The sequence below is a fragment of the Rhodococcus sp. Chr-9 genome (assembly GCF_000801125.1).
In the GTDB taxonomy this organism is placed as follows: Bacteria; Actinomycetota; Actinomycetes; order Mycobacteriales; family Mycobacteriaceae; genus Rhodococcus; species Rhodococcus pyridinivorans.
Genome location: NZ_JTIZ01000008.1, coordinates 55,363 through 77,307, shown reverse-complemented (window position 1 = coordinate 77,307; position 21,945 = coordinate 55,363). Strand labels below are relative to the sequence as shown.

Sequence of the window (21,945 nt, the reverse complement as noted above, 5' to 3'; positions counted from 1 at the left end):
CGACCGTGATCATCGTCGAAAGGCCACTACTGTGCGCACCCTCGCCCGAAAGCCCGACGTACTCGCATTCGCCGTCCTCGCCGTCGCCGTGGTCCTCACCGTCGCCGGTTGCGAGGGCGACGGGCAGTCCGGCATCCCGACCGAGAGCCCGGAACCGACCGCGGCGGAAACCGTCGAGGAGACCACCCCCGCCGCGACGCCCGCGGTGGTCGTCGGGGACGTCCCCGGTAATCCCGCCGCCACCGCGGCGCTGCAGGCATGGACGAACGACCTCGTCGGCGGCATCGATGTGGTGGACAAGTGCTGGACGATCGCCCCGGAACGGGCCCGGCAGATGTACGCCGACGTCGACGCGATCACCGCCGCGGTGCAGCAGCCGGGCAGGGACGGCCAGTACGCGGTGACGTGGTCGGCCGGTGGCATCGACCTGTCCGTCCTGCGCAGCGAGATCGCGTCCGGCTACGCGTGCCCGTATGTGAACCCGACCGGCGCGCCGGGCTACACCGACGAGGACGCCCGCTATGCCGTCGAACGATTCCTCGGACGGGCGATCGGCGCGCCGGTGGATCCGGACGACACCGAGGAGCGGTACCCACTGGTGTGCGAGGCGCGGGGCACGTGGGATCCCTGGGGCACCGGGAACCCCGGAGTGCCGCCGCTGGCCACCGATCCCGACGTCGTCGGTGACCTCGAATCCTTCGACGCCGCGGCCGCTTCCGTCACCCCGGTCTCGGAGGTGTACACGAATGTGACGATTCCGATCGTCGAGGCCGGTACACCCCGTGACCTGGTGGTCCTGCTCACCACGGGCAGCAACGGGTACTGCCTGGGCGCAGTGGACTGACGGGCGGCGCCTACTCTGGTAGGCGTCGGTCAGCACGTCAGGAGGGTACGAAGTGCAGATCACCAGCGTCGGACACGCCGGTTTCCACATCCAGACCGAAGCGGGGTCCATCCTGTGCGATCCGTGGGTCACGCCCGCGTACTTCGCCTCGTGGGTGCCCTTCCCGGACAACACCGGTCTCGACTGGGACGCTCTCGGCAACGTCGACTACCTGTACGTCTCGCATCTGCACAAGGATCACTTCGATCCCGACACGCTGAGCAAGCACGTCAACAAGGACGCGACCGTCCTGCTGCCCGACTATCCGGTACCGGACCTGCGTCGCGAGCTCGAGAAGCTCGGTTTCTCGAAATTCTTCGAGACCACCGACTCCGTCAAGCACCGGCTGCGGCACGGCACTATCGAGGTCGCTCCGCAGGCTCCGCTCTCGCCGGGCGATCTCGACATCATGATCATCGCGCTGCGTGCGCCGGCCGACGGACCGATCGGCGACTCGGGCCTGATCGTCTCCGACGGTGAGTCGACCGTGTTCAACATGAACGACGCGCGGCCGATCGACATGGACGTCATGCACGAGGCGTTCGGGAAGATCGACATCCACCTGCTGCAGTACTCGGGCGCCATCTGGTACCCGATGGTCTACGACATCCCGAAGAAGACCAAGGCCAACTTCGGCAAGCAGAAGCGCCAGCGCGGCATGGACCGTTGCCGCAGCTACATCGACCAGGTCGACGCGACGTGGATCGTGCCGTCGGCCGGTCCGCCGGTCTTCCTCGACGACGACCTGCGCGACCTCAACGACGACCACGGCGACGAGGGCAACATCTTCCCCGACCAGCAGGTCTTCCTCGAGCAACTGCGCATCCACGGCCGCGAGGGCGGTCTGCTCATGATCCCGGGTTCGGTGGTGGATCTGAAGGGCAGCGAGCACATGACGCTCACGCACCCGATCCCCGACGAGCAGGTCGAGGCGATCTTCACGAACAAGGCCGCCTACATCGAGGACATGGCGCAGCGCTTCGCTCCGGTGATCGCGGCGCAGAAGGCGGCCTGGGCTCCCGCCGAGGGCGAGCCGCTGCTGCCCGCACTCAAGGCGAAGTTCGAGCCGATCATGGCGCAGTCCGATCTCATCTGCGACGGCATCGGTTACCCGGTGGGTCTGGTGATGGGCGACGAGACCGTGGTGCTCGACTTCCCCAAGCGCGTCGTGCGCGAACCCATCGAGGGAGAAGGCAAGTACCGCTACGGTTTCCGTATCGCTCCCGAGCTCGTGCGCACGGTTCTGCGCGACGACGAGCCCGACTGGGTCAACACGATCTTCCTGTCCACCCGGTTCACGGCCTGGCGCATCGGCGGATACAACGAGTTCCTCTACACCTTCTTCAAGTGCCTGACCGACGAGCGCATCGCGTACGCCGACGGCTGGTTCGCCGAGGCGCACGACGACTCGGCGTCGATCGAGTTGGGCGGCTACGAGATCCAGCGTCGCTGCCCGCACCTGAAGGCCGACCTGTCGAAGTTCGGTGTCGTCGACGGCACCACGCTGACCTGCAACCTGCACGGCTGGCAGTGGGATCTCGAATCGGGCCGCTGCAAGACCTCGAAGGGTCACGAACTGCGCAGCACCAAGCTGTGATCCGCATCCGGTAGTCACCGCTCCCGTTCGGTCCCGGCGGGTCGCGCCGCGGGCAACAGCCTCGGCACGACCACGCCCAACCCGACCAGCGGGAGCACCGTCACCGCGACCAGCGCCGCCATCGGCAACCACAGCGAGCCGATCGCGTAGGCGGCGAAGACCGCCACCGACAGCACCTCGCTCGTCAGGCCGACGACGGACGAGACGGTCGCGCGGGCACGACCGGACATCGTGTCCTGTAGGCGCGCCTCGGCGACGATCGCCGTGTTGTGCAGCGCGCCGTAGCCCACACCGATCGCCGTGAATCCGGCGATCCCCCCGGCGAGTGCACCACCGGCGATCAGTGCCGATCCGACGATCACGACGGCACCCATGGTGCGGCCGCTCATCGTCGCAGTCCGTCCGGCGGTCGCGGCACCGACCACCTGTCCGACGGCCGTCAGCGCGACCAGCACCGGCACGAATCCGGTCTCCGCTCCCGATTCGCGTGCGAGGAGAGCGAAGTACTCGTCGAAGGCGAGGCAGGCGAGCAGGGCGGCCGCGAGGACGACCGATCGTCGCACCACCCGGTCGGTGCGGATCTCGGACGTTCCCGCGCGCAGCGACGACATGTAGCGGACGAGGACGGTGTCGCCTCTGCCGGCGATCTCATCGGCCTCCTCCACCTTCGGTGCGGCGGGAAGCGTTCCCACGAGCGCGATGTCGACGACGGTGATCGCGACCGACACCCAGCCCACGAGCGCGTAGCCGCCGAGTTCGAACAGCGGTGCCGCCGTGAGGATCGCGACGAAGACACACGTCATCTCACCCGCGTTGGCGTATCCCATGATCGCCGCGTACCGGTGTTCGCACCCGCGCGCGACGAGTTCGTCGTACACGAGGGCCTCGAAGGTGCCGGATTTCATCGACTCGCTGATGCCCCATAGGACGAAACCGAGCGCGAATCCCCAGTAACCGGGCCACACCAGCCACATCGTGAACGCTGCCGTGAGCAGGGCTCCGCTGCCGAACAGCAGACCGCGACGGGAGACGGTGTCGGCCCACGCACCCGACGGCACCTCGGAGACGAAGGCGACCACCGACCACAGGACGAACAGCGAGGAGATGGAACGGGTGTCGAGACCGTGATCCTCGAACAGCAACGCGTACAGGCCGTAGAGCGGCACGAACTCACGGACGGACGCGTACGCGACCACCCGCGCGGACAGCGAAGTCACCGGATCGGATCAACATCGACGGCGCATGCAACGAGAATGGCACGCCCGGCTCCACATGTCACCCCTCCGGAGGTGGGATACGGTCGGTCATCGTGAGCACGGACGAGCAACAGCAGCGGCAGCGTACCTACACGTGGGAGGACCCGGCACCGACGTCGGCGGCCAACCGCGACATGCACGGACTCGACTTCCTGCGCGGGCTGATGGACGGGACGATCCCGCACCACCCCACCTCCCGCACGCTCGGCTTCACCGTCACCGATGCCGGCGAGGGTTTCGCCGAGGTCACCCTCGAGCCGCAGGAGTTCCACGCCAACGCGGTGGGCAGCATCCACGGCGGCGTGCTCGCTACCCTCTTCGACACCGCGATGGGCTTCTGCGTGTCGAGCACCCTCGAGGCCGGGGTCGGGTACACGACCCTCGACCTGCAGGTCCGCTACGTGCGTCCGGTGCAGACCGGCAAGGGCGTCATCCGTGTGCAGGGCTTCTGCGAGCACACCGGACGTCGCACGGCGACGGCGCGCGGCGAGGCCCGTGACTCCGAGGGCCGCCTGCTCGCGACGGGTTCGACCACCTGCCTTATCCTGCGCTGACAGTTCTCAGGCGCCGGGTTCGAGCACCTCGCGTCCCACGAACGGGACGAGAGCCTCGGGCACCTTGACCGAACCGTCGGCCTGCTGGTGGTTCTCGAGCAGCGCGACGAGCCAGCGGGTGGTCGCGAGCGTGCCATTGAGGGTCGCGGCGGTCTGCGGCTTGCCGTTCTCGTCGCGGTAACGAATGTTGAGGCGACGCGCCTGGAAGGTCGTGCAGTTCGACGTCGACGTGAGCTCGCGGTAGCGCTCCTGCGTGGGCACCCAGGCCTCGCAGTCGAACTTGCGGGACGCCGACGACCCGAGATCGCCGGCGGCGACGTCGATGACGCGGTACGGCACGTCGATGGCGGCGAGCATGTCGCGCTCCCAGGCCAGCAGACGCTCGTGCTCCGCCGCGGCCTCCTCGGGGCGGCAGTAGACGAACATCTCGACCTTGTCGAACTGGTGCACGCGGATGATGCCGCGGGTGTCCTTGCCGTAGCTGCCCGCCTCGCGACGGAAGCACGACGACCAGCCCGCGTAGCGCTTCGGCCCCTTCGACAGGTCGAGGATCTCCCCCGAGTGGTAGCCCGCGAGCGGCACCTCGGAGGTGCCCACGAGGTAGAGGTCGTCCTCCTCGAGTCGGTACACCTCGTCGGCGTGCCGGCCGAGGAAGCCGGTGCCCTGCATCACCTCGGGGCGCACGAGCACGGGCGGAATCATCATGGTGAACCCGTTCGCGGTGGCCTTCTGGGCGGCCAGCTGCAGCAAACCCAGCTGGAGCAGCGCGCCGTAACCGGTGAGGAAGTAGAACCGGGCACCGGAGACCTTCGCGCCGCGCTCCATGTCGATGAGCCCGAGCGACTCGCCGAGTGAGAGGTGGTCCTTGGGTTCGAAGTCGAAGGTGGGCAGCTCGCCGACGGTCTCGAGCGTGACGAAGTCGTCCTCGCCGCCGGCGGGCACGCCGTCCTGCACGACGTTGGAGATCGCGAGGTGCGCGCGATCGAAGGCCTCCTGCGCGGCGTGCTGCTCGGCCTCGAGTTCCTTGACCTTCGCAGCCAGCTCCTTGGCGCCGTCGAGCAGCGCGGGGCGCTCCTCGGGAGACGCCTTGCCGACCTTCTTGCCCAGGGCCTTCTGCTCGGCGCGTGCGTTGTCGCCGGCGAGGACAGCGGCGCGACGGGAGGCGTCGGCCTCGAGCAGCACGTCGACGAGGCCCGGGTCCTCTCCCCGCATGCGCTGCGACTCGCGGACGGCGTCGGGATTCTCGCGGAGGAACTTGAGGTCGATCACGGAATCGAAGCCTACCGCTGCCAGAGTTCCAGGTAGTCGTCGCGCCCGAACATCTTCGCTGTGTCCTCCGCGGTGGGGTGCCCGTGACGCGGGTCGGCACCGGCCTCGGCGAGCACCCGCACCACTGCCTCGACGCCCTTGAAGACCGCCCCCGAGAGAGGCGACTGGCCGCGGTCGTTGAGCCGGTTCACGTCGGCTCCCCGCTCGACCAAGACCTGTACGGCCTCGGCATGACCGTGGTAGGACGCCAGCATGAGCAGCGTGTCGCCGGTCTCGTTGGTGAGGTTCACCGGTACTCCGGCGTCGACGTACGCGGTGAGGGTCTCGACGTCTCCCTGGCGGGCGGCGTCGAAGGTCTGCTTGGCGATCTCGAGAATCTCGGGATCGATCGGGTCGTCGGCCATGAGCCGAAACTACCTGCGTCCACTCGAACAGGCATGATGGAAGTGATGGCCGAAGACAACAAGCCCAAGCCCGACCGGCGCCCGCCCTCGGCGCGGTTGACCCGACGCGCCCTCGTGCTCGTTGCGGCCGGTGCCGTCCTGGCGGCGATCGCGACGTTCGTCGTCGCGGGGTTCCAGGGCGCCGGCGGCGGGGACGACAGCGCCGGCGCCAACATCAGCACGACCGGCGCGGTCGCGGGGGAAGCGTTCGGTACCGCCACCACCGGCGATTGCCTGACCTGGAGTGCTCTCGACGCGAGCGACCTCGCGAAGGTCGACTGCGCCGAGACGCATCTGTTCGAGGTGGTCGCCGACATCGACCTGAGCCTGTATCCCGGCACCGAATGGGGACCGGGATCACGCTTCCCGTCGGTCACGCGCTTCACCGAGCTGCGCGACGAGCAGTGCGCACCCGCCGCGATGGACTATCTCGACGGCCGGTTCGACCCGCACGGCAAGTTCAGCATCGGCCTCATCAACCCCGGCGAGGCGGGCTGGGCGGCCGGCGAACGCACGCTGCGGTGCGGTCTGCAGTTCTCGTCGACCACCGGCAACCTGCTCCCCATCAAGGGCCGGGTCGCCGATCAGGACCAGTCGCGGGCCTGGGACGTCGGCGTCTGCATCGGCATCAACAACGGTGTGCCTGCCGACCCGGTGGAGTGTTCCAAGCCGCACGCCTTCGAGGTCGTCGCGGTCGTCGACCTCGGTGGGCAGTTCCCGGGCGGTCTGCCGAGCATCGAAGACCAGGACGGCTATCTCGAGGAGACCTGCACGCGCCTGGTCAACGAGTACCTCGGCGAACCCGAGGCTCTGCGCAACAAGACCCTCACGTTGTTCTGGGACAACCTCGACTACGACAGCTGGCTCGCCGGCAGCCGCAAGGTGAACTGCTCGATCGGCAAGCAGGTCGAGGGGGGCGGATTCTCGTCGATCACCGGCAGCGCCAAGGGCGACATCCTCATCGACGGCCAGCCGCCCGTGCCGCCGCCGCCCGTGCCGGAAGGCCGGTCGCTGCCGACGCCGCTGCCGGGCGCCGTTCCCCTGCCGGGGTCGTGACGTGCCGGTGCACATGGAGGACGAGCACTTCGAGGAGCTCGTCTCGGAAGCGCTCGACGAGATCCCCCGCGAACTCGCGCGGGCGATCGACAACGTCGTGGTCCTCGTCGAGCCCCGCCACGAGGAGGAACCCGACCTGCTGGGTCTGTATCAGGGCGTCGCGCTGACCGAGCGCGACAGCCACTACGCGGGATCGCTACCGGACACGATCACGATCTACCGCGACGCGATCCTCGACATCTGCGAGAGCGACGACGACGTCGTGCACGAGGTACTGGTCACTGTCGTCCACGAGATCGCGCACTATTTCGGAATCGGCGAAGAGCGCCTCCACCAGCTGGGCTGGGGCTGAGGCGCTCTTCGCGATCGGTACCGGGTGCTACTTGTTGCGGGCCGCGGTCGCCTTGTCGAGGCGGGGTCCCTTGGCCTTGCGCTGACCGAAGTGCGGGCTGAGCGTCGACACGACGAACATGATGACGGTTCCGACAGCGACGACGGCCACGGTGAGCCACACGACGATGACGCCGAAGAGTTCCAACATGCCCGGTTACCTCCACAGTCGATGTCACTTCGAGGCAAACGGCACACGTCCGCCCCGGGGGTCACCCTACCGTCCGCGTTCCGCCGGGTGACGACCGACTCCGCCCGCGCTCCGGTGGGGGACTCAGAGGGTGGTGAAGTGCTCGAGCTTCGGCGCTCCCGCCAGGAGGGGTCCGAGTTCGGTGATGGCACCCTCGCCGGCGCGGAACTTGCGGTAGGCGGCGTCGTGCTCGGCCGAGCGCCACTTCTCCACGACCACCCAACGGGCCTCGTTCTTCTGATCCACAAGGATCTCGATGCCGTCGCATCCGTCGAACTGTCGCGTCTCGTCGAGCGCGCGGGTCATGACCTTCTTCGCGTCGTCGAGGGAGTCGGCCTTGAATTCGAGTTCGATCAGAGCGGTGAGCGCCATGGGAGACCTTCCGTGATGTGCGAGGTGACTGCTCATCACATTTCCCCATGGATGAGAACTGCGCAATACCTCTGCGGAAACGGGACTATCGGGAGGCCGAGGCGAGAGCGGGAAGGACGTGGTGCTCGAGCAGCGGCGCGAGATCGTCGGGCAGCGGAAGGGCCGCCGGGTCGAGCCAGCGCGTCTCCGCGATCTCCGCGGCGGCGCCGGCGACCTCCACGAGCGGGTGTTCGTAGACGGTTCCTTCGAGCCGGTAACCGGGCTCGTTGGCGGCCTCGGCGTCGAAGACCCCGACGAGACGCAACGACGACAGATCCAGTTCGGCGCCCAGTTCCTCGGCGCACTCGCGCACGGCGGTCTCGGCGGGGGTCTCCCCCGGATCCGGCTTTCCTCCGGGCAGCATGAACCGCGACGTGTTCCGCTTCCGCACGGTGAGCACCTCACCGGCGGCGTTGCGGAGAACGACGGCGCTCACTCTGATCACACGGTCACGAATCGCGGGGTGCTGGTTCACCGGACCAGCTTAGGACCGGTCAGAACATGCTGTAGCCACCGTCGATGAGCGTCGTGCTGCCGGTCTGGAAGGACGACGCATCGCTCGCGAGATAGACGGCGATGCCTTCGAAATCCTCCGGGGTGCCCCACCGGCCGAGCGGCACACGGCCGATGACGTTCGAGTTGAAGACGTCGGACTCCTGCAGCGGACCGGTCATGTCGGTGGCGATCCGGCCCTGACCCGGATCCGGTGACGCGCGAACTCGACGGCACAGCCGTTCGCGAGCGCGAGCACCGCGGCCTTACTCGCCACGTACGGCCCACCGAAGTCGTCGACGAGCGCCGCGACACCGTCGGTCACGGCCTGCTCGTCGGAGACGTCGACCGTGCGGGTCGCCACACGGCCGGCGAACCTCCCGATGTCGGCCGCGGCCTTCGCGAGCTTGTCCTCGCTCCGGCCCCACAGGGTGACGTCGGCGCCGGCACGGGCGAGATCCCGGGCCATGCCGAGACCGTCCCCGCGGAAGCACCCGTGACGAGAGCGCGCTTGCCTGTGAGGTCGAAGATCGAATCCCTCTTCCCTGAAACGATTACGCGTACGCGGCAGCGATGTCGCGGCCGATGATCTCCTTCATGATCTCGGTGGTGCCACCGTAGATCGTCTGGATGCGTGCATCGACGTAGGCGCGCCCGATCGGGTACTCCATCAGATGCACGAAGCCGCGACCCTCGGTGCCGAGGAGGTTCCCGGCGGGGACGCGGGCGTCCTCGAAGACGAGCTCGGCGGTGTCCTGTGCGGCGAGACCGACCTTGTGGAGTTTGCGGCCCCTGCCGAAACCGGGGGTGTCGCGCTCGACGACGATGAGCGAGAAGCCCTTCGACCCCGCGTTCGGATCGGTGCGGCACACCACGATGACGAGATCGGAGTGGATTCCGTTGGTGATGAACGTCTTCTGTCCGTTGATCACCCACTCGTCACCCTCGCGTACGGCGGTGGTCTTCACGCCCTGCAGGTCGGATCCGGCGCCCGGTTCGGTCATGGCGATCGCGCCGATTCGTTCGCCGGTGGCGAGTGCCGGCAGCCAGCGCGCCTTCTGGTCCTCGGTGCCGAGGTGGAGGATGTACGGGATCGCGATGTCGTCCTGCAGTGCGAGTCCGGCGCCGAAGGAGGTCGTTCCGGTGCGCGCGATCTCCTCCTGCACGATGTGCCGGAAGCGGTAGTCGGTCACGCCCGAACCGCCGAACTCCTCGGGTACCCCGAGGCCGACGATGCCGGACTTGCCCGCGGCGATCCACGCCGACCGGTCGACGAGGCGCTCCTCCTCCCACCGCTCGTAGTTCGGTTCGATCTCGCGGGCGAGGAACTCGCGCACGGTCTCCCGGTACGCCTCGTGATCGTCGTCGAAATGGGTGCGTTTCATGGCTTCCTAGGCGTTCACGCGCGACATCATGCCGCTCAGACGCTCCGCGATGAGACTCTCGGCGTCGGCGACGATGCGCTCGACCAATTCCCCCGCGGTGGGGATGTCGTGGATGATTCCCTGGACGGTACCGACCGTCCAGATGCCGGCCTCGGGATCGCCGTTCTCGTAGACGAGGCGGCCGCGGGCACCGGCGACGAGTTCGCGCACGTCCTCGAACTGTCCTCCGCGGTCGAGGATCTCGACGACCTCGCGACTGACGGTGTTGCTCGCGACGCGGGCGGTGTTGCGCAGCGGACGGAAGATGAGCTCGGTGTCGGTCTCACTCGCCGCGACGATGGCTTCCTTGATGGTGCGGTGGATCGGCGATTCCTCGGTGCACATGAAGCGGGTGCCCATGTTGATGCCGTCGGCGCCGAGCGCGAGGGCCGCGACCAGACCACGACCGTCACCGAAGCCGCCGGAGGCGATCATCGGGATGGTGATCTTCTCGGCCGCGGCGGCGATGAGCACGAGGCCGGGGACGTCGTCTTCCCCGGGGTGCCCGGCGCATTCGAAACCGTCGATGCTGATGCCGTCGACACCGATGTCCTGCGCCTTGACGGCGTGCCGGACGCTGGTGCACTTGTGCAGCACCTTGATTCCGGCAGCGTGGAAGTCGGGCAGGTGCGGCGCGGGATTCGATCCGGCCGTCTCGACGATCTTCACACCGGAGTCGATGATGACCTGGCGGTACTCCTCGTAGGGCGGCGGGGTGATCGCCGGCAGGATCGTGAGGTTGACGCCGAACGGCTGGTCGGTGAGCTCGCGGGTGCGTTCGATCTCCTTAGCGAGATCCTCGGGGGTCGGCTGCGTCAGAGCGGTGATCATGCCGAGCGCGCCGGCATTGGCGACCGCTGCGACGAGTTCGGCACGGCCGACCCACTGCATCCCTCCCTGCACGATGGGATGGCGGACGCCGAAGGTTTCGGTGAAGGCGGTGGTCAGCACGGCATGGACTCCTTGCGTGGAGGTGGTTGGAAAGACTCTCAGGCGGCCGGGTGGTGACCCACGACCCGCAGTGCGATCACGATGTACCGCTGGGCAATCCGAGCGGGAGTGAGGGGACCGCCGAGCTGGTACCAGCGGACGATGGACTGGAACATCCCGAGGAGGGCGCGCACGGCCTCCTCGACGTCGTCTACGTCGAACACCTGCTGTTCGACGCCCTCGCGCACCAGGTCGAGCATCATCAGCTCGAGACGCTTGCGGGTCGCGGCGTAGGTCCGGCGGTTCTCCGGGGAAATGTGGCGTACTTCGGAATCCAGGCCCGAACGCTGTGCACGGTGGGTCATGTTCAGCACGATCGCCTCGACGGCGTTGACGAAGCGGGCGACCGGGTCGTCGCCGCCGTCCGCGACCGCGGCCGACACACGGTCGATGAGGTCGAGGACGGCGGCGTCGAGCAGCGTGACGAGAACGGCTTCCTTGTTCTCGTAGTGGTAGTACAGCGCGGGCACCGTCACGCCGACCCGGCCGGCCAGGTCGCGGACGGTGGTGCCGTGGAAGCCGTTCTCGCTGAATGCTTCCAGGGCGTGTTCGAGGATGGGGTCGAGCCCCAGAGGCTGGAACTCACGCCAGTCCGCGCACGGCACGTCCGCGTGGGGCGTGTCGGATTCCTCGGCCTCGTATGCCGGGGTCATCGACCCCCTCCTCTCACAGTCGGTGCTCGGGTCAGCGCGGAGCCATGCGGATCGCGCCGTCGAGGCGGATGACCTCGCCGTTGAGCATCGGGTTCGAGACGATGTGCGCGGCGAGGGCACCGTACTCGGACGGATCGCCGAGGCGGGCCGGGTGCGGCACCTGTGCGCCGAGCGAGGCCTGGGCCTCCTCCGGCAGCGAGCCGAGCAGCGGGGTCTTGAACAGGCCCGGTGCGATGGTGACGACGCGGATGAGCAGCGACGCGAGGTCGCGGGCGATCGGCAGCGTCATGCCGACGACACCGCCCTTGGACGCCGAGTAGGCGGCCTGTCCGATCTGGCCGTCGAAAGCGGCGACGGAAGCGGTGTTGATGATGACGCCGCGCTCGCCGTCGATCGGCTCGGTCTTCGCGATGCGCTCGGCGGCGAGACGGATGACGTTGAACGTGCCGAAGAGGTTGACGTCGACGACCTTCTTGAACGCGTCGAGCGGGAAGGCACCCTTCTTGCTGACGGTCTTGATCGCGTTGCCGATGCCGGCGCAGTTCACCGCGACACGCACGGGTCCGAGCGACTCGGCGACGTCGAGGGCCTCGGTGACGGCGGCCTCGTCGGTGACGTCGGCGGCGACGAAGCGGACGCGGTCGCCGAGTTCCTTGGCGATGGTCTCACCGTTGGACGACGGCAGATCGATGATGACGACCTGGGCACCGTCGTTCAGCAGGGCCTTGACGGTGGCGAGACCGAGGCCGGAGGCACCACCGGTGACGACGGCGACGCTGTCGTTGACGATCATTGATTACCCTTTCGAGAGTGGTTGCGGTTCGGAGATCTTCGAGACTTCGAGAAGTCAGAGACGTTCGATGATGGTGGCGTTGGCCATGCCCGCGCCCTCGCACATCGTCTGCAGGCCGTAACGACCGCCGGTGGCCTCGAGGTGGTTGACGAGGGTCGACAACAGACGGGTGCCCGACGAGCCGAGTGCGTGGCCGAGCGCGATCGCGCCACCCCACGGGTTGAGCTTGGCCGGATCGGCACCGAGTTCGTGCGCCCAGGCGAGCGGCACGGGCGCGAACGCCTCGTTGACCTCGTAGGCGTCGATGTCGTCGATGCCCAGACCCGCGCGGGCGAGCACCTTCTGCGTGGCCGGGATCGGGGCGGTGAGCATGAAGACCGGGTCGTCGCCGGCGACGGAGAACGAGTGGAAGCGGGCGCGCGGGGTCAGGCCCAGCTTGTTCGCCATCTCCTCGCTCATGATGAGCGCGGCCGACGCACCGTCGGTGAGCGGCGACGAGTTGCCGGGGGTGATGACCCACTGCGCCTCGGGGAACCTGGCGGCGTACTCCTCGGTGTAGAAGGACGGCTTCAGGCCGGCGAGGCCCTCGGCGGTGGTGGAGGCGCGCAGCGTCTCGTCGACGGTGTGCTCGACCTGCTCACCGGCTGCGTTCTCCACGGTGATCGGGACGATCTCCTTGTCGAACCGGCCGGCCTCGTGGGCGGCGGCGGCGCGCTGGTGCGACTGCGCGGAGTAGGCGTCGAGGGCGTCGCGGTCGAACTTCCACTTCGCGGCGATGAGCTCGGCCGAGATGCCCTGGTTGACCAGGCCCTCGGGGTAGCGGGCACGGATGCTCGGGCCGTGGGTGTCCTTGCCGAGGGTGGCGGTGCCCATCGGGATCCGGCTCATCGACTCGACACCGCACGCGATGACCATGTCGTAGGCACCGGCGATGACACCCTGCGCGGCGAAGTGCGCGGCCTGCTGGCTCGATCCGCACTGGCGGTCGATGGTGGTCGCGGGCACCGACTCGGGGAAACCGGCGGCGAGGAGCGCGGTGCGCGAGATGTTGAGGGACTGCTCGCCGACCTGGGCGACGCAGCCGCCGATCACGTCGTCGACCTGCGCGGGGTCGATGTCGTTACGCTCGACGAGCGAGCGCAGGACGTGGGCGAGGAGTTCGACGGGGTGGGTGCCGGACAGGGCACCACCCGGCTTGCCCTTACCGACAGCGGTACGGACGACGTCGACGATGACAGCGTTGGTCATGACGATCCTTTCGAAAGTGCAGCGTGCGGGCCGGAGACGTTCCCAGCGGCGTACTTATCGATCGCTAAAAGCTCTACCACGGACTTAGCGCTCGGTCAATGATCTCTGAGAGCTAGCGCACGCTAAGCCACTCTGATAGTGATGGATCACGACCCGAGTCGAGGAGACGCCCGTGCGCGCAGCGCAACTGACCGAGCACGCCGGCCCCGACGCCGTCCGCGTGACCGACATCCCCGAACCCGAGGCAGGCGATTCGCTCGTCCTCGTCGACCTACACGCCGCCGGCGTGTCCTTTCCCGATCTGTTGCAGACGACCGGCGGCTACCAGATGGTCCGGCCGTTGCCGTGCGTGCTCGGCGCCGAAGCAGCGGGCATCGTCCGCAGCGCACCCGAGGGCAGCGGCCTCACCGCCGGACAACGCGTCGCCGTGCTGTCCATCGACGGATCGTGGCAGCAGACCGTCGCACTGCCGCGCGAGCTGGTCTTCCCGCTGCCCGACAGCGTGTCGCTGACCGCGGGCGCCGGGATGCTCATGAACTACTTCACCGCGCACTTCGCGCTCGACGAGCGCGCCCGGTACCGGGCGGGTGAGATCGTCCTCGTCCACGGTGCGCCGGGTGGACGGGCCGTCGTTCTCGGATTCACGGCGGCAGCATTCCCACCGTGAAGGTCAATCGCCTTCTGCTGAAGAACATTTCGGTCGTCGGCGCGGGGTGGGGCGAGTACCTCCGCACCGACCCCGGGTACCCGGCGCGGCAGTGGGCCGCACTCGAACCGCTGCTGCGCGACGGGACGCTCGTCGTCCCCGAACCCACCCTCCATCCCCTCGACGAAGCTCCGGCAGCACTGCGTTCGCTCGAGAACCGTTCCGCGACCGGCAAGGTCGCGCTCGACCTGACGTCCCGACCCTAGGAGAACAGCCATGACCGACGACCTGCCCGGTGTCGACACGACCGTCGACGACGGCGTCCTGCGCGTCACCCTGAACCGTCCCTCGCGGATGAACGCCGTGAAGACCGAGACGCTCGAGGCGATCGCCGATGCGTTCGAGAAGTACGCCGACGATACCTCCGTCCGGGTCGCGGTGCTCACCGGCGTCGGTCGCGCGTTCTGTTCCGGCGCCGACCTTTCCGGTCGTGACCTGAGCGCTCCGCCGTCCGCCGACACGATCGACGCCGCCAACCGCGCGGTTGCCGCGATCCGGGTGTTCCCCCGGCCGGTCGTCGGAGCGATCAACGGCGCGGCCGCGGGTGTCGGCGTATCGCTCGCTCTGGCATGCGATCTCACCGTCGCAAAGGAGTCGGGATACTTCCTGCTGGCCTTCACCCGGGTCGGTCTGATGCCGGACGGGGGTGCGTCCGCGCTCGTCGCCGCGTCGATCGGTCGCGCGCGGGCGCTGAAGATGGCCCTGCTGGCCGAGCGACTTCCGGCCGGTGAAGCGCTGGCCTCCGGACTCATCTCGGACGTCTACGCGGACGACGAATTCGACAGTGCGGTCGAGACTCTCGTGCATCGGCTCGCCGACGGCCCGTCGACCGCCTTCGCTTCGACGAAGAATGCGATCAACGACGCGACGCTCACCGAACTCGACCACGCCTTCGCCCGCGAGCGCGAAGGGCAGCTCGTCCTGCTCGGCAGCGCCGACTTCACCGAGGGTGTGACGGCCTTCCAGGAGAAGCGCACCGCGAACTTCCGTCGTTGAACCGTCGACGATGTCGGTGGATCCGGCCTCGCTGAGCGGGGTCGGATCCACCGAAGTCGTTTCAGGCGTCGGGGATCACGCGTTCGACGGCCGCCCGCACCAGTTCGGCGACACGGTCCTCGTCGACGATCCCGGGGAGGGTGAGTCGGTCGAGCACGAGCCAGTTCAACGCGAGATAGAGCAGCACGACGGCGTTCTCACCGCCCGGCAGGCCGGAGTGCCGGTAGTTGGCGATGTTGAAATCCAGGTCGGCGCGCACCCGCTCGGTGAGCAGGGCCTGCAGTTCGGGCCGTCGGGTGGCTTCGAGGCGTAGTTCGAGGAGCGCGAGATAGCCGGCGCGGAACCGGATGAGCCGGTCGACCACCTCCGTCATCAGCTCGATCATGGATTCGCGGGTCTGCGGCGCCTGCGACTGTGCCATGACCTCGTCGGCGGGCAGGAGCCGCTCGTAGTAGCGGTGACCCACCTGGACGAGCAGGTCGTCGCGGTTGGCGAAGTAGTTCGACGCCGTCCCCGTCGGGACCCCTGCCTCCTTGTCCACCGCGCGGAAGGTCAGCCCGCGCGCACCGTCGCGCGCCAGCACCTCGATCGAGGCATCCAACAAGGCCTGTCGTCGTTCCGGATTCGTCCGAACCACTTGACACCACTCCATATGTAGTACTACCTTCAAACCACTTCATCCATAGTACTACGAATGGCGGTCCACCATGCGAAAGCTCGTCTACTACGTGGCAGTGACCCTCGACGGCTATATCGCCGGGCCGAACGGGGAGTACGACTTCTATCCGATCTGCGACGACATGGCAGCGGCGATGAGCGCGAGATATCCGGAAGCCGTCCCCACCGCGCTCCGCGAACAGGTCGGCATGCCGGTCGACACGCCGAACAAGGAATGGGACACGGTGATCATGGGGCGCGGTGCCTACGAACCCGGTCTCTCGCTGGGACTCACGAGCCCGTACAGCCACATGCAGCAGTACGTCGTGTCCCGCACTCTCGCGCCGGTCGACGATCCGCAGGTTCGGATCGTCGACACCGACCCGGTCGAGCTGATCCGAAAGCTGAAGGCGGAAGAGGGGCTCGACATCTGGCTCTGCGGTGGCGGCAACATCGCGGGGCAACTGTTCGCCGAGATCGACCGGCTGATCTTCAAGAGCTATCCGGTGATCGCGGGCGACGGCATCCCGGCACTGTCGGGCAACTTCGTCCCCACGCGATTCGACGTCACCGCGCGCGAGGAGTTCAGCAACGGCACGCAGGTCACCTGGTTCGACCGACGCTGAACTTCGACCGCCGAAGTTCGATCGACACCGGATCCGGCCGTCAGACCCCGACGGTCTTGAGGGCGATACCGACGTACTTCTGCGCGACGGCCTCGGGGCTGAGCGTGCCCTCCGCGTGGTACCAGCGCGGGATCGACTGGCACATGCCGAGCAGGGCACGCGTGGTCTCGGCGGGATCGTCCACGTCGAACACGCCCGCGGCGACGCCCTCCTCGACGATCTGGCGCACCAGCTGCTCGACGCCCTTGCGCACCGCACGGTAGCGCTGGCGGTTCTCGGGGCTCAGGTAGCGGGCCTCACCCTCGAGCGCAGCGAGGCGGGCCCGCAGGGTCATGCGCAGCACAATCGCCTCGATGACGTTGGACAGCCTGCGCACCGGGTCGCCGTCGGCGTCCTCGGCGGCGGCGTGGGCTCGGGAGAGCACGTCGCTGGTCGAGAGCTCGAGAAGGGCGATGAGCAGCCCTTCCTTGTTCTCGTGGTGGTAGTAGAGCGCCGGGACGGTGACGCCGACGCGGCGCGCGATCTCCCGCACCGAGGTGCCGTGGAAGCCGGTCTCGTAGAAGGCGTCGAGGGCAGCGGTGAGGATGGGACTGAGCTGCATCGGTTCGAGGATGCGCCAGTCCGGGATCGCCTCACCGTTGGTGAGGGTGTCGGCCCCGTCGCTCGAAGCACCCATGAAACCGCACCTACCTACCGATCGCTACTTCATACGGACGCCCCGAGGATACCCGTACGTTTTACGCTCGAAGGATCGAAAGGTGGGCGGTATCACCCCATCGGGTCGTCGGCACCACCGCGCGCGGTGTCGTGGAAGGGCGCGAAGAAGGTTCCCCAGCGCGCGCACTCCCAGCCACCGCCGGCCACCGGCACCAGCTCGACCGTCTCGGTGTTGGCCAGGTGGTTGGTGATGGCGAAGCCGGACGGCACCTTCCCCAGATAGGCGGCGACGAGCCGGATCGCGGCACCGTGACTGACGACCACGACGTCACCCGAACCGGCATCGAGATAGTCGCTGCGCAGCGACTCCAGGACGGGCAGGTACCGGTCGAGCACGTCGAGCGCCGACTCACCGCCCGGGACCCGCGCCCGCAGGTCGCCGTTGTGCCACTCCTCGTAGACCTTCATGAACAACTTGTGCGACTCCTCGTCGCTGCGGTCCTCGAGCTCGCCGACCTGCACCTCGTGCACGCCCTCGCGGACGACCGTCTCGAGCGACACCACCGATGCCGCGTGCTCGGCCGTCTGCCGAGCGCGGAGCGCCTGCGACGCGACGAGCAGCGACGGCGTCTGCTCGACGAGGTTCTTCCCGAGCGTGCGGGCCTGTTCGACGCCGAGCTCGGTGAGCTCCGCGCCCGGGAGTTTCGTATCGAGCCTCCGGGCGACGTTCGCCACCGTCTGGCCGTGCCGGGCCAGGATCAATCTGCCGCTCACCGTCAGTCCTCTCCGCGCCGCAGTCGGTCGAGCCACCGCGCATCCTCGTCGTCCGACACGGGTGGGACACCGTGTTCGGACACAGCGGGCCACGATCCGAGGAACCGCACCTGTGCGAAGCGGTGCAATCCCTGCAGCGCCTCGGCGACCAGCGCGTCGTCGATGTGACCCACACAGTCCAAGTGGAAGAAGTAGGTGCCGTATTCCCTGCGGGTCGGCCGGGACTCGATACGCGACAGATCGATTCCGCGCGTGGAGAACTCGGTGATGGCGCGCACCAGCGAGCCGGGCTCGTTGGGGAGTTGCAGCACCACCGAGGTGCGGTCGACACCGGTGCGCTTCGGCACGGGCCGCGGCCGCGTGATGAGCACGAAGCGGGTGCGGGCGCCCTCGAAGTCGGCGACCTTGTCGGCGAGGACGGACAGGCCGAGCCGCTGTCCGGCGAGCGCCGTGGACACCGCCGCGTCGACCTTGCCGGACGCGACGTCCTCGGCGGCTCCCGCGTTGGAGGCCGCGGTCACGACCTCGGCGTCGGGCAGGTGGTCCTCGATCCAGCGACGCACCTGCGCTGCGGCCACCGGATAGGCACCGATAGTGCGGACACGATCGCGGGTGATCCCTTCGCGGGTGACCACCGTGAACGCGATGTCGAGTTCGACCTCGGACACGATCTGCAGGCGCGGCCCGAGCGCGAGGGCGTCCATGGTGGGCGGCACCGAACCCTCGACGGAGCTCTCGATGGGGACGACGGCACCGTCGGCCTTCCCGTCGCGCAGGAGTTGCAGGGCAGCGGGCGGGCCGGCGGCCGAGACGCGCTCGACGTCGGCGGATCCGTCGCCGAGCACGTCGAGTGCACCGAGGCTCTCGAAGCGGTCGAGGGCCATCTCGGTGAACGTTCCCGAGGGTCCGAAATAGGCGATACGTGGCACGTGTACGAGGTTACGCATCGGTCGTGACGGGAAGGCGGACTCTGCGTGAACCGCACCCGAGCGGTGGCCCGTGTCAGTCGGTGGTGAGGTCGAGCGCCTCGAGCTCCCGAACGACGGCGTCTGTGTCGTCGACCTCGACGACCAGCAGGATCTCCCGCACCGCCGCGGCGGCCTCCGGTACGAGTCGCCGGAGCCGGGCCACGTCGGGAGTCCCGAGGGCTTCGCGGACGTCGAAACCGCTCAGCGCCGCGACGGTGGCGGAGAGTAGGGCGACGACGTCGTCGGTGCCGGTCGCGCGGGCGGCGTAACCGGTGTCGGCGTGGGCGAGGACGGAGAGGAAGTCGGCGACGGCGTCGCCCCCGCGACCTGCGGTCAGGCCGGGGATGTGACCGGCCTCGGTGAGCGCGCGGGCGGCGTCGGCGAGCGCGGCGTCGGGCACGTGCGGGTAGACGACCAGCGGTGCCGGCGCGGTGATCGCGAGAACGTCCTCGAGGTCCTCGGCCGTGCAGTCGACCTGATACCGGACCGGACGCCACCCGGCGGGCGAGGGGAGTTCGGCCGAGGCGTCGAGCTCGACGACAAGTTCGCGGGTGGGTGATCCGGTGACGGCAGCGGCCGGGACGATCGGCGGGGCGGGCGTGCGGCCGGTCGCGGCGAGGGCGTCGGTGAGGCTGTCGTGCCGGTGTGTGAGCAGCGCGTCGAGCAGTCCGCGGGGCTCGTCGCGGGACGGCGGCATTCCGAGGGGAAGTGGGATCGGCACCGATCCAGGCTACCGACGGACCACTTGCGACCGCGATCACAATAACTTAGGTTTGCCTCACCTACATCGAGAAGGAGGGTTGGCATGCAGACCACCACATCCGTCATCCCCGCGCCGACCACGGCCGAACGCGTACGCACCGCCCTCATCCGCGCCGACACGACGCAGCTCGCGATCGACGGCTGCGATCCACTCCCCACCTCGGTTCATCATCTCCTCGACGACGGACAGGTCGCGGTGGTCGTCGCCGAGGACAGCCTCCCCGTCGCACTCGCCTGGCAGTCCGGCAGCGCAGGCATCCCCGCCATGCTCGAGCTCACCGACCACTCCCCGATCGCCCTGCGCAATCCGGTCCGGTCGCTCATCTGGCTCAGCGGCACCCTGCGTCCCGTGGAGCATCCGCGCCGGGTCGCCGCCGAGATCGCGGAGATCCTGCCGCATCCCGAACTCCTCGACGTCGGACACCGCTCCGAACTGCTGTGCCTGACGCTCGACTCCGTCGTCGCCGCCGACACCACCGGGGCCGAGGCCGTCGACGTCGCCGACGTCCTCGACGCCGCTCCCGACCCGTTCGCCGCACTCGAGACCGGGTGGCTCCAGCACCTCGAAGAGGACCACGCCGACATCGTGCGGCAGATCGCGCGACGCATCCCGCCCGCGCACCGCGGCGGACGAATCCGCCCCCTGGGCCTCGACCGCTACGGACTGCGGCTACGCGTCGAGTCCGAAGGCGACGACCACGACGTGCGGATCCCCTTCCACGAACCGGTCGACGATCCCGCCGCCCTGAGCCGCGCGCTGCGCCTGCTCGTCGGCTGCCCCTTCCGAAACGGACTGCCGCCGCGCACCTGAGCGGTACGCGGCGGCAGGGATCATCCGAACGATCAGACCTTCTGCAGGTCGATACCCTTCGTCTCCTTCATGATCAGCGCAGCGATGCCGGTCGCGACGCACAGCACCATGATGTAGACCCCGAAGACCCAGCCGATGTCCCAGCCGGTGAGCAGCTGGTTCAAGTAGGGCGCAGTGCCACCGAAGACCGCCACCGAGAAGGAGTAGGCGAAGCCGATGGCCTGGGTACGCAGGCGGGTCGGGAAGCTCTCCGACAGGGTGCACGACAGGATCGCGCCCGGGATCGACACGATGAGCAGGGCGAGAGTGGTCGACACGAGCAACGTCCACCCGGCCGACGTGATCATCGACGTCAGCGGGATCTGCAGCGCGAACATGAGGACCGCGAAGCCGCCGAGCATCGGGCGCCGGCCGATCCGGTCGGAGAGCAGACCCCAGAAGGGCAGCGAGACCAGCGCGATGACCTGGGCGATGACGAGCATCCAGTAGGCGGTGTCGGCGTCCATGCCCTTCTGCGTGATCGCGTACGTCGAGACGTACGAGGTCCACGTGTAGTGCGCCGCCGTGACACCCGAGGTCATGCCGATCATCAGCAGGATCGCACGCACGACCACCTTGCGCGGGATACGCGGTTCGTCGACCCGGGTCTCCTGCTGGTCGAAGACCTCGCTCTCCTCCATGCTGCGTCGCAGGTAGAGGGCGAACAGCGCCAGGAAGAAGCCGAGGAGGAACGGCACGCGCCATCCCCACTCGCCCACGGCGCTCTCGGAGAGCGTCGAGGTGACCGCTCCGCCGATCGTGTACGCGAGCACGGAACCGCCGAAGATCGCGACGAAGGCGACGCTGCCCCACATGCCGCGGCGATGCGGCGGCGCGATCTCGCTGACGTACGAGTAGGCGGTCGCCGACTCGCCACCGTGCGCGAAGCCCTGCACCACGCGGGCGAGCAGCAGGAGCACCGACGCCCACACGCCGATCGACGAGTAGGTGGGCATGAGCCCGATGACGAGGCTGCCACCGGCCATCATGAGCATGGTCGTGACGAGCACGAACTTGCGGCCGCGCTTGTCGGCGATGCGGCCGAACACGATGCCACCGAGCGGTCGCATCAGGAATCCGACGGCGAAGACCGCGAGTGTGGACAGCAATGCCGAGACCGGATTGTCGCTGTTGAACATCGCTGCGGCGATGAACGGAGCGAACACAGCGTAGGCGCTCCACTCGTACCACTCGAGGATGTTGCCCACGGAGCTGGCGAGAAGAGACTTCTTCTTCGATGCGAGAGTCACCGAAGTTGTTGCAACAGAATTCTTCTCAGATGTTTCGATGTTCATGTCCC

27 protein-coding genes and 1 pseudogene are annotated in these 21,945 nt (G+C 68.2%); 9 read left to right on the top strand and 19 right to left on the bottom strand.

Features of this window, described 5'->3' with window-relative positions; translation table 11 throughout:
- Positions 1-31: 31 nt before the first annotated feature.
- Together QR64_RS01220 and QR64_RS01215 are read left to right on the top strand one after the other, a co-directional pair.
- Complete coding sequence (locus QR64_RS01220; RefSeq protein WP_039583643.1) at positions 32-844, top strand: hypothetical protein; 813 nt, start codon at positions 32-34, stop codon at positions 842-844.
- 52 nt (positions 845-896) lie between these two features.
- The gene (locus QR64_RS01215; RefSeq protein ID WP_019290360.1) at positions 897-2,480 is read left to right on the top strand and encodes a Rieske 2Fe-2S domain-containing protein; all 1,584 of its coding nucleotides are present in this window, start codon (positions 897-899) and stop codon (positions 2,478-2,480) included.
- A 14-nt stretch (positions 2,481-2,494) separates the two neighbouring features.
- Here the strand turns inward: QR64_RS01215 and QR64_RS01210 are convergent, their stop codons facing one another.
- Positions 2,495-3,697 (bottom strand): MFS transporter, encoded by a 1,203-nt coding sequence (locus QR64_RS01210; RefSeq protein ID WP_006553429.1) that lies wholly within the window; start codon positions 3,695-3,697, stop codon positions 2,495-2,497.
- 92 nt (positions 3,698-3,789) lie between these two features.
- On the opposite strand from QR64_RS01210, the gene QR64_RS01205 reads away from it, so the two are divergent.
- The gene (locus QR64_RS01205) at positions 3,790-4,290 is read left to right on the top strand and encodes a PaaI family thioesterase (protein WP_006553428.1); all 501 of its coding nucleotides are present in this window, start codon (positions 3,790-3,792) and stop codon (positions 4,288-4,290) included.
- Between the two features lie 6 nt (positions 4,291-4,296).
- Here QR64_RS01205 and serS read toward each other — a convergent pair whose 3' ends face one another.
- Positions 4,297-5,559: a serine--tRNA ligase gene (gene serS, locus QR64_RS01200; RefSeq protein ID WP_039583642.1), complete on the bottom strand. Its 1,263-nt coding sequence runs from the start codon at positions 5,557-5,559 to the stop codon at positions 4,297-4,299.
- 11 nt (positions 5,560-5,570) lie between these two features.
- Positions 5,571-5,963, bottom strand: coding sequence for an ankyrin repeat domain-containing protein (locus QR64_RS01195; RefSeq protein WP_006553426.1), 393 nt, complete (start codon positions 5,961-5,963; stop codon positions 5,571-5,573).
- 36 nt (positions 5,964-5,999) lie between these two features.
- On the opposite strand from QR64_RS01195, the gene QR64_RS01190 reads away from it, so the two are divergent.
- Positions 6,000-7,058, top strand: coding sequence for a septum formation family protein (locus tag QR64_RS01190; protein ID WP_033097889.1), 1,059 nt, complete (start codon positions 6,000-6,002; stop codon positions 7,056-7,058).
- A 13-nt stretch (positions 7,059-7,071) separates the two neighbouring features.
- Complete coding sequence (locus tag QR64_RS01185; RefSeq protein ID WP_039583657.1) at positions 7,072-7,410, top strand: metallopeptidase family protein; 339 nt, start codon at positions 7,072-7,074, stop codon at positions 7,408-7,410.
- Positions 7,411-7,437: 27 nt separating this feature from the next.
- On the opposite strand, the gene QR64_RS27110 is transcribed toward QR64_RS01185, so the two are convergent.
- The 10 genes from QR64_RS27110 to QR64_RS01145 form a co-directional block, all read right to left on the bottom strand.
- Positions 7,438-7,599 (bottom strand): hypothetical protein, encoded by a 162-nt coding sequence (locus QR64_RS27110; RefSeq protein ID WP_016933301.1) that lies wholly within the window; start codon positions 7,597-7,599, stop codon positions 7,438-7,440.
- A gap of 123 nt (positions 7,600-7,722) precedes the next feature.
- Positions 7,723-8,010 (bottom strand): putative quinol monooxygenase, encoded by a 288-nt coding sequence (locus tag QR64_RS01180; RefSeq protein ID WP_006553423.1) that lies wholly within the window; start codon positions 8,008-8,010, stop codon positions 7,723-7,725.
- An 85-nt stretch (positions 8,011-8,095) separates the two neighbouring features.
- A complete protein-coding gene (locus tag QR64_RS01175) occupies positions 8,096-8,494 on the bottom strand; it encodes an NUDIX hydrolase (protein ID WP_170318549.1) in 399 nt (132 codons plus the stop codon).
- 49 nt (positions 8,495-8,543) lie between these two features.
- Complete coding sequence (locus QR64_RS27420; RefSeq protein ID WP_235366954.1) at positions 8,544-8,723, bottom strand: SDR family oxidoreductase; 180 nt, start codon at positions 8,721-8,723, stop codon at positions 8,544-8,546.
- Positions 8,720-9,010 (bottom strand): SDR family NAD(P)-dependent oxidoreductase, encoded by a 291-nt coding sequence (locus tag QR64_RS27415; RefSeq protein WP_235366953.1) that lies wholly within the window; start codon positions 9,008-9,010, stop codon positions 8,720-8,722. The genes QR64_RS27420 and QR64_RS27415 overlap by 4 nt, the downstream gene beginning before the upstream one ends.
- An 85-nt stretch (positions 9,011-9,095) precedes the next feature.
- On the bottom strand, positions 9,096-9,926 hold the full coding sequence (locus tag QR64_RS01165) for an acyl-CoA dehydrogenase family protein (protein WP_039583641.1): 831 nt from the start codon (positions 9,924-9,926) through the stop codon (positions 9,096-9,098).
- A gap of 6 nt (positions 9,927-9,932) precedes the next feature.
- A complete protein-coding gene (locus QR64_RS01160) occupies positions 9,933-10,916 on the bottom strand; it encodes an NAD(P)H-dependent flavin oxidoreductase (protein ID WP_019290366.1) in 984 nt (327 codons plus the stop codon).
- A 38-nt stretch (positions 10,917-10,954) separates the two neighbouring features.
- Positions 10,955-11,608 carry a TetR/AcrR family transcriptional regulator gene (locus QR64_RS01155; protein WP_006553419.1) on the bottom strand — a complete coding sequence of 218 codons (654 nt, stop codon included), beginning with the start codon at positions 11,606-11,608 and terminating at the stop codon, positions 10,955-10,957.
- Positions 11,609-11,639: 31 nt separating this feature from the next.
- Positions 11,640-12,401, bottom strand: a complete 762-nt coding sequence (locus tag QR64_RS01150) for a 3-hydroxyacyl-CoA dehydrogenase (RefSeq protein ID WP_019290368.1) — start codon at positions 12,399-12,401, stop codon at positions 11,640-11,642.
- A 54-nt stretch (positions 12,402-12,455) separates the two neighbouring features.
- Positions 12,456-13,649 (bottom strand): thiolase family protein, encoded by a 1,194-nt coding sequence (locus QR64_RS01145; RefSeq protein WP_039583640.1) that lies wholly within the window; start codon positions 13,647-13,649, stop codon positions 12,456-12,458.
- Between the two features lie 172 nt (positions 13,650-13,821).
- Between QR64_RS01145 and QR64_RS01140 the strand changes: the two are divergent.
- Positions 13,822-14,561, top strand: a pseudogene (locus tag QR64_RS01140) (alcohol dehydrogenase catalytic domain-containing protein).
- A 10-nt stretch (positions 14,562-14,571) separates the two neighbouring features.
- A complete protein-coding gene (locus QR64_RS01135; RefSeq protein ID WP_006553415.1) occupies positions 14,572-15,351 on the top strand; it encodes an enoyl-CoA hydratase in 780 nt (259 codons plus the stop codon).
- Between the two features lie 61 nt (positions 15,352-15,412).
- On the opposite strand, the gene QR64_RS01130 is transcribed toward QR64_RS01135, so the two are convergent.
- Positions 15,413-15,988 (bottom strand): TetR/AcrR family transcriptional regulator, encoded by a 576-nt coding sequence (locus QR64_RS01130; protein ID WP_006553414.1) that lies wholly within the window; start codon positions 15,986-15,988, stop codon positions 15,413-15,415.
- Between the two features lie 70 nt (positions 15,989-16,058).
- On the opposite strand from QR64_RS01130, the gene QR64_RS01125 reads away from it, so the two are divergent.
- The gene (locus QR64_RS01125; protein ID WP_039583637.1) at positions 16,059-16,634 is read left to right on the top strand and encodes a dihydrofolate reductase family protein; all 576 of its coding nucleotides are present in this window, start codon (positions 16,059-16,061) and stop codon (positions 16,632-16,634) included.
- Positions 16,635-16,674: 40 nt separating this feature from the next.
- Here the strand turns inward: QR64_RS01125 and QR64_RS01120 are convergent, their stop codons facing one another.
- The 4 genes from QR64_RS01120 to QR64_RS01105 form a co-directional block, all read right to left on the bottom strand.
- The gene (locus tag QR64_RS01120) at positions 16,675-17,310 is read right to left on the bottom strand and encodes a TetR/AcrR family transcriptional regulator (protein WP_006553412.1); all 636 of its coding nucleotides are present in this window, start codon (positions 17,308-17,310) and stop codon (positions 16,675-16,677) included.
- A 92-nt stretch (positions 17,311-17,402) separates the two neighbouring features.
- Positions 17,403-18,065: a histidine phosphatase family protein gene (locus QR64_RS01115; RefSeq protein WP_039583635.1), complete on the bottom strand. Its 663-nt coding sequence runs from the start codon at positions 18,063-18,065 to the stop codon at positions 17,403-17,405.
- 2 nt (positions 18,066-18,067) lie between these two features.
- Complete coding sequence (pheA, locus tag QR64_RS01110; RefSeq protein WP_006553410.1) at positions 18,068-18,994, bottom strand: prephenate dehydratase; 927 nt, start codon at positions 18,992-18,994, stop codon at positions 18,068-18,070.
- A 73-nt stretch (positions 18,995-19,067) separates the two neighbouring features.
- A complete protein-coding gene (locus tag QR64_RS01105; protein WP_039583633.1) occupies positions 19,068-19,730 on the bottom strand; it encodes a hypothetical protein in 663 nt (220 codons plus the stop codon).
- Positions 19,731-19,838: 108 nt separating this feature from the next.
- Between QR64_RS01105 and QR64_RS01100 the strand changes: the two genes are divergently transcribed.
- A complete protein-coding gene (locus tag QR64_RS01100; protein ID WP_024102653.1) occupies positions 19,839-20,606 on the top strand; it encodes a DUF2470 domain-containing protein in 768 nt (255 codons plus the stop codon).
- Positions 20,607-20,638: 32 nt separating this feature from the next.
- On the opposite strand, the gene QR64_RS01095 is transcribed toward QR64_RS01100, so the two are convergent.
- The gene (locus tag QR64_RS01095; RefSeq protein WP_037217341.1) at positions 20,639-21,940 is read right to left on the bottom strand and encodes an MFS transporter; all 1,302 of its coding nucleotides are present in this window, start codon (positions 21,938-21,940) and stop codon (positions 20,639-20,641) included.
- Between the last annotated feature and the right edge of the window lie 5 nt (positions 21,941-21,945).

Excerpts from the sequence above, each read along its gene's own strand:
- QR64_RS01195 (WP_006553426.1), bottom strand. The coding sequence starts at position 5,963 with ATGGCCGACGACCCGATCGATCCCGAGATTCTCGAGATCGCCAAGCAG.
- QR64_RS01190 (WP_033097889.1), top strand. The coding sequence starts at position 6,000 with ATGGAAGTGATGGCCGAAGACAACAAGCCCAAGCCCGACCGGCGCCCG.
- QR64_RS01185 (WP_039583657.1), top strand. The coding sequence starts at position 7,072 with ATGGAGGACGAGCACTTCGAGGAGCTCGTCTCGGAAGCGCTCGACGAG.
- QR64_RS27110 (WP_016933301.1), bottom strand. The coding sequence starts at position 7,599 with ATGTTGGAACTCTTCGGCGTCATCGTCGTGTGGCTCACCGTGGCCGTC.
- QR64_RS01180 (WP_006553423.1), bottom strand. The coding sequence starts at position 8,010 with ATGGCGCTCACCGCTCTGATCGAACTCGAATTCAAGGCCGACTCCCTC.
- QR64_RS27420 (WP_235366954.1), bottom strand. The coding sequence starts at position 8,723 with ATGACCGGTCCGCTGCAGGAGTCCGACGTCTTCAACTCGAACGTCATC.
- QR64_RS27415 (WP_235366953.1), bottom strand. The coding sequence starts at position 9,010 with ATGGCCCGGGATCTCGCCCGTGCCGGCGCCGACGTCACCCTGTGGGGC.
- QR64_RS01165 (WP_039583641.1), bottom strand. The coding sequence starts at position 9,926 with ATGAAACGCACCCATTTCGACGACGATCACGAGGCGTACCGGGAGACC.
- QR64_RS01155 (WP_006553419.1), bottom strand. The coding sequence starts at position 11,608 with ATGACCCCGGCATACGAGGCCGAGGAATCCGACACGCCCCACGCGGAC.
- QR64_RS01150 (WP_019290368.1), bottom strand. The coding sequence starts at position 12,401 with ATGATCGTCAACGACAGCGTCGCCGTCGTCACCGGTGGTGCCTCCGGC.
- QR64_RS01145 (WP_039583640.1), bottom strand. The coding sequence starts at position 13,649 with ATGACCAACGCTGTCATCGTCGACGTCGTCCGTACCGCTGTCGGTAAG.
- QR64_RS01135 (WP_006553415.1), top strand. The coding sequence starts at position 14,572 with ATGACCGACGACCTGCCCGGTGTCGACACGACCGTCGACGACGGCGTC.
- QR64_RS01125 (WP_039583637.1), top strand. The coding sequence starts at position 16,059 with ATGCGAAAGCTCGTCTACTACGTGGCAGTGACCCTCGACGGCTATATC.
- QR64_RS01120 (WP_006553412.1), bottom strand. The coding sequence starts at position 17,310 with ATGGGTGCTTCGAGCGACGGGGCCGACACCCTCACCAACGGTGAGGCG.
- QR64_RS01105 (WP_039583633.1), bottom strand. The coding sequence starts at position 19,730 with ATGCCGCCGTCCCGCGACGAGCCCCGCGGACTGCTCGACGCGCTGCTC.
- QR64_RS01100 (WP_024102653.1), top strand. The coding sequence starts at position 19,839 with ATGCAGACCACCACATCCGTCATCCCCGCGCCGACCACGGCCGAACGC.
- QR64_RS01095 (WP_037217341.1), bottom strand. The coding sequence starts at position 21,940 with ATGAACATCGAAACATCTGAGAAGAATTCTGTTGCAACAACTTCGGTG.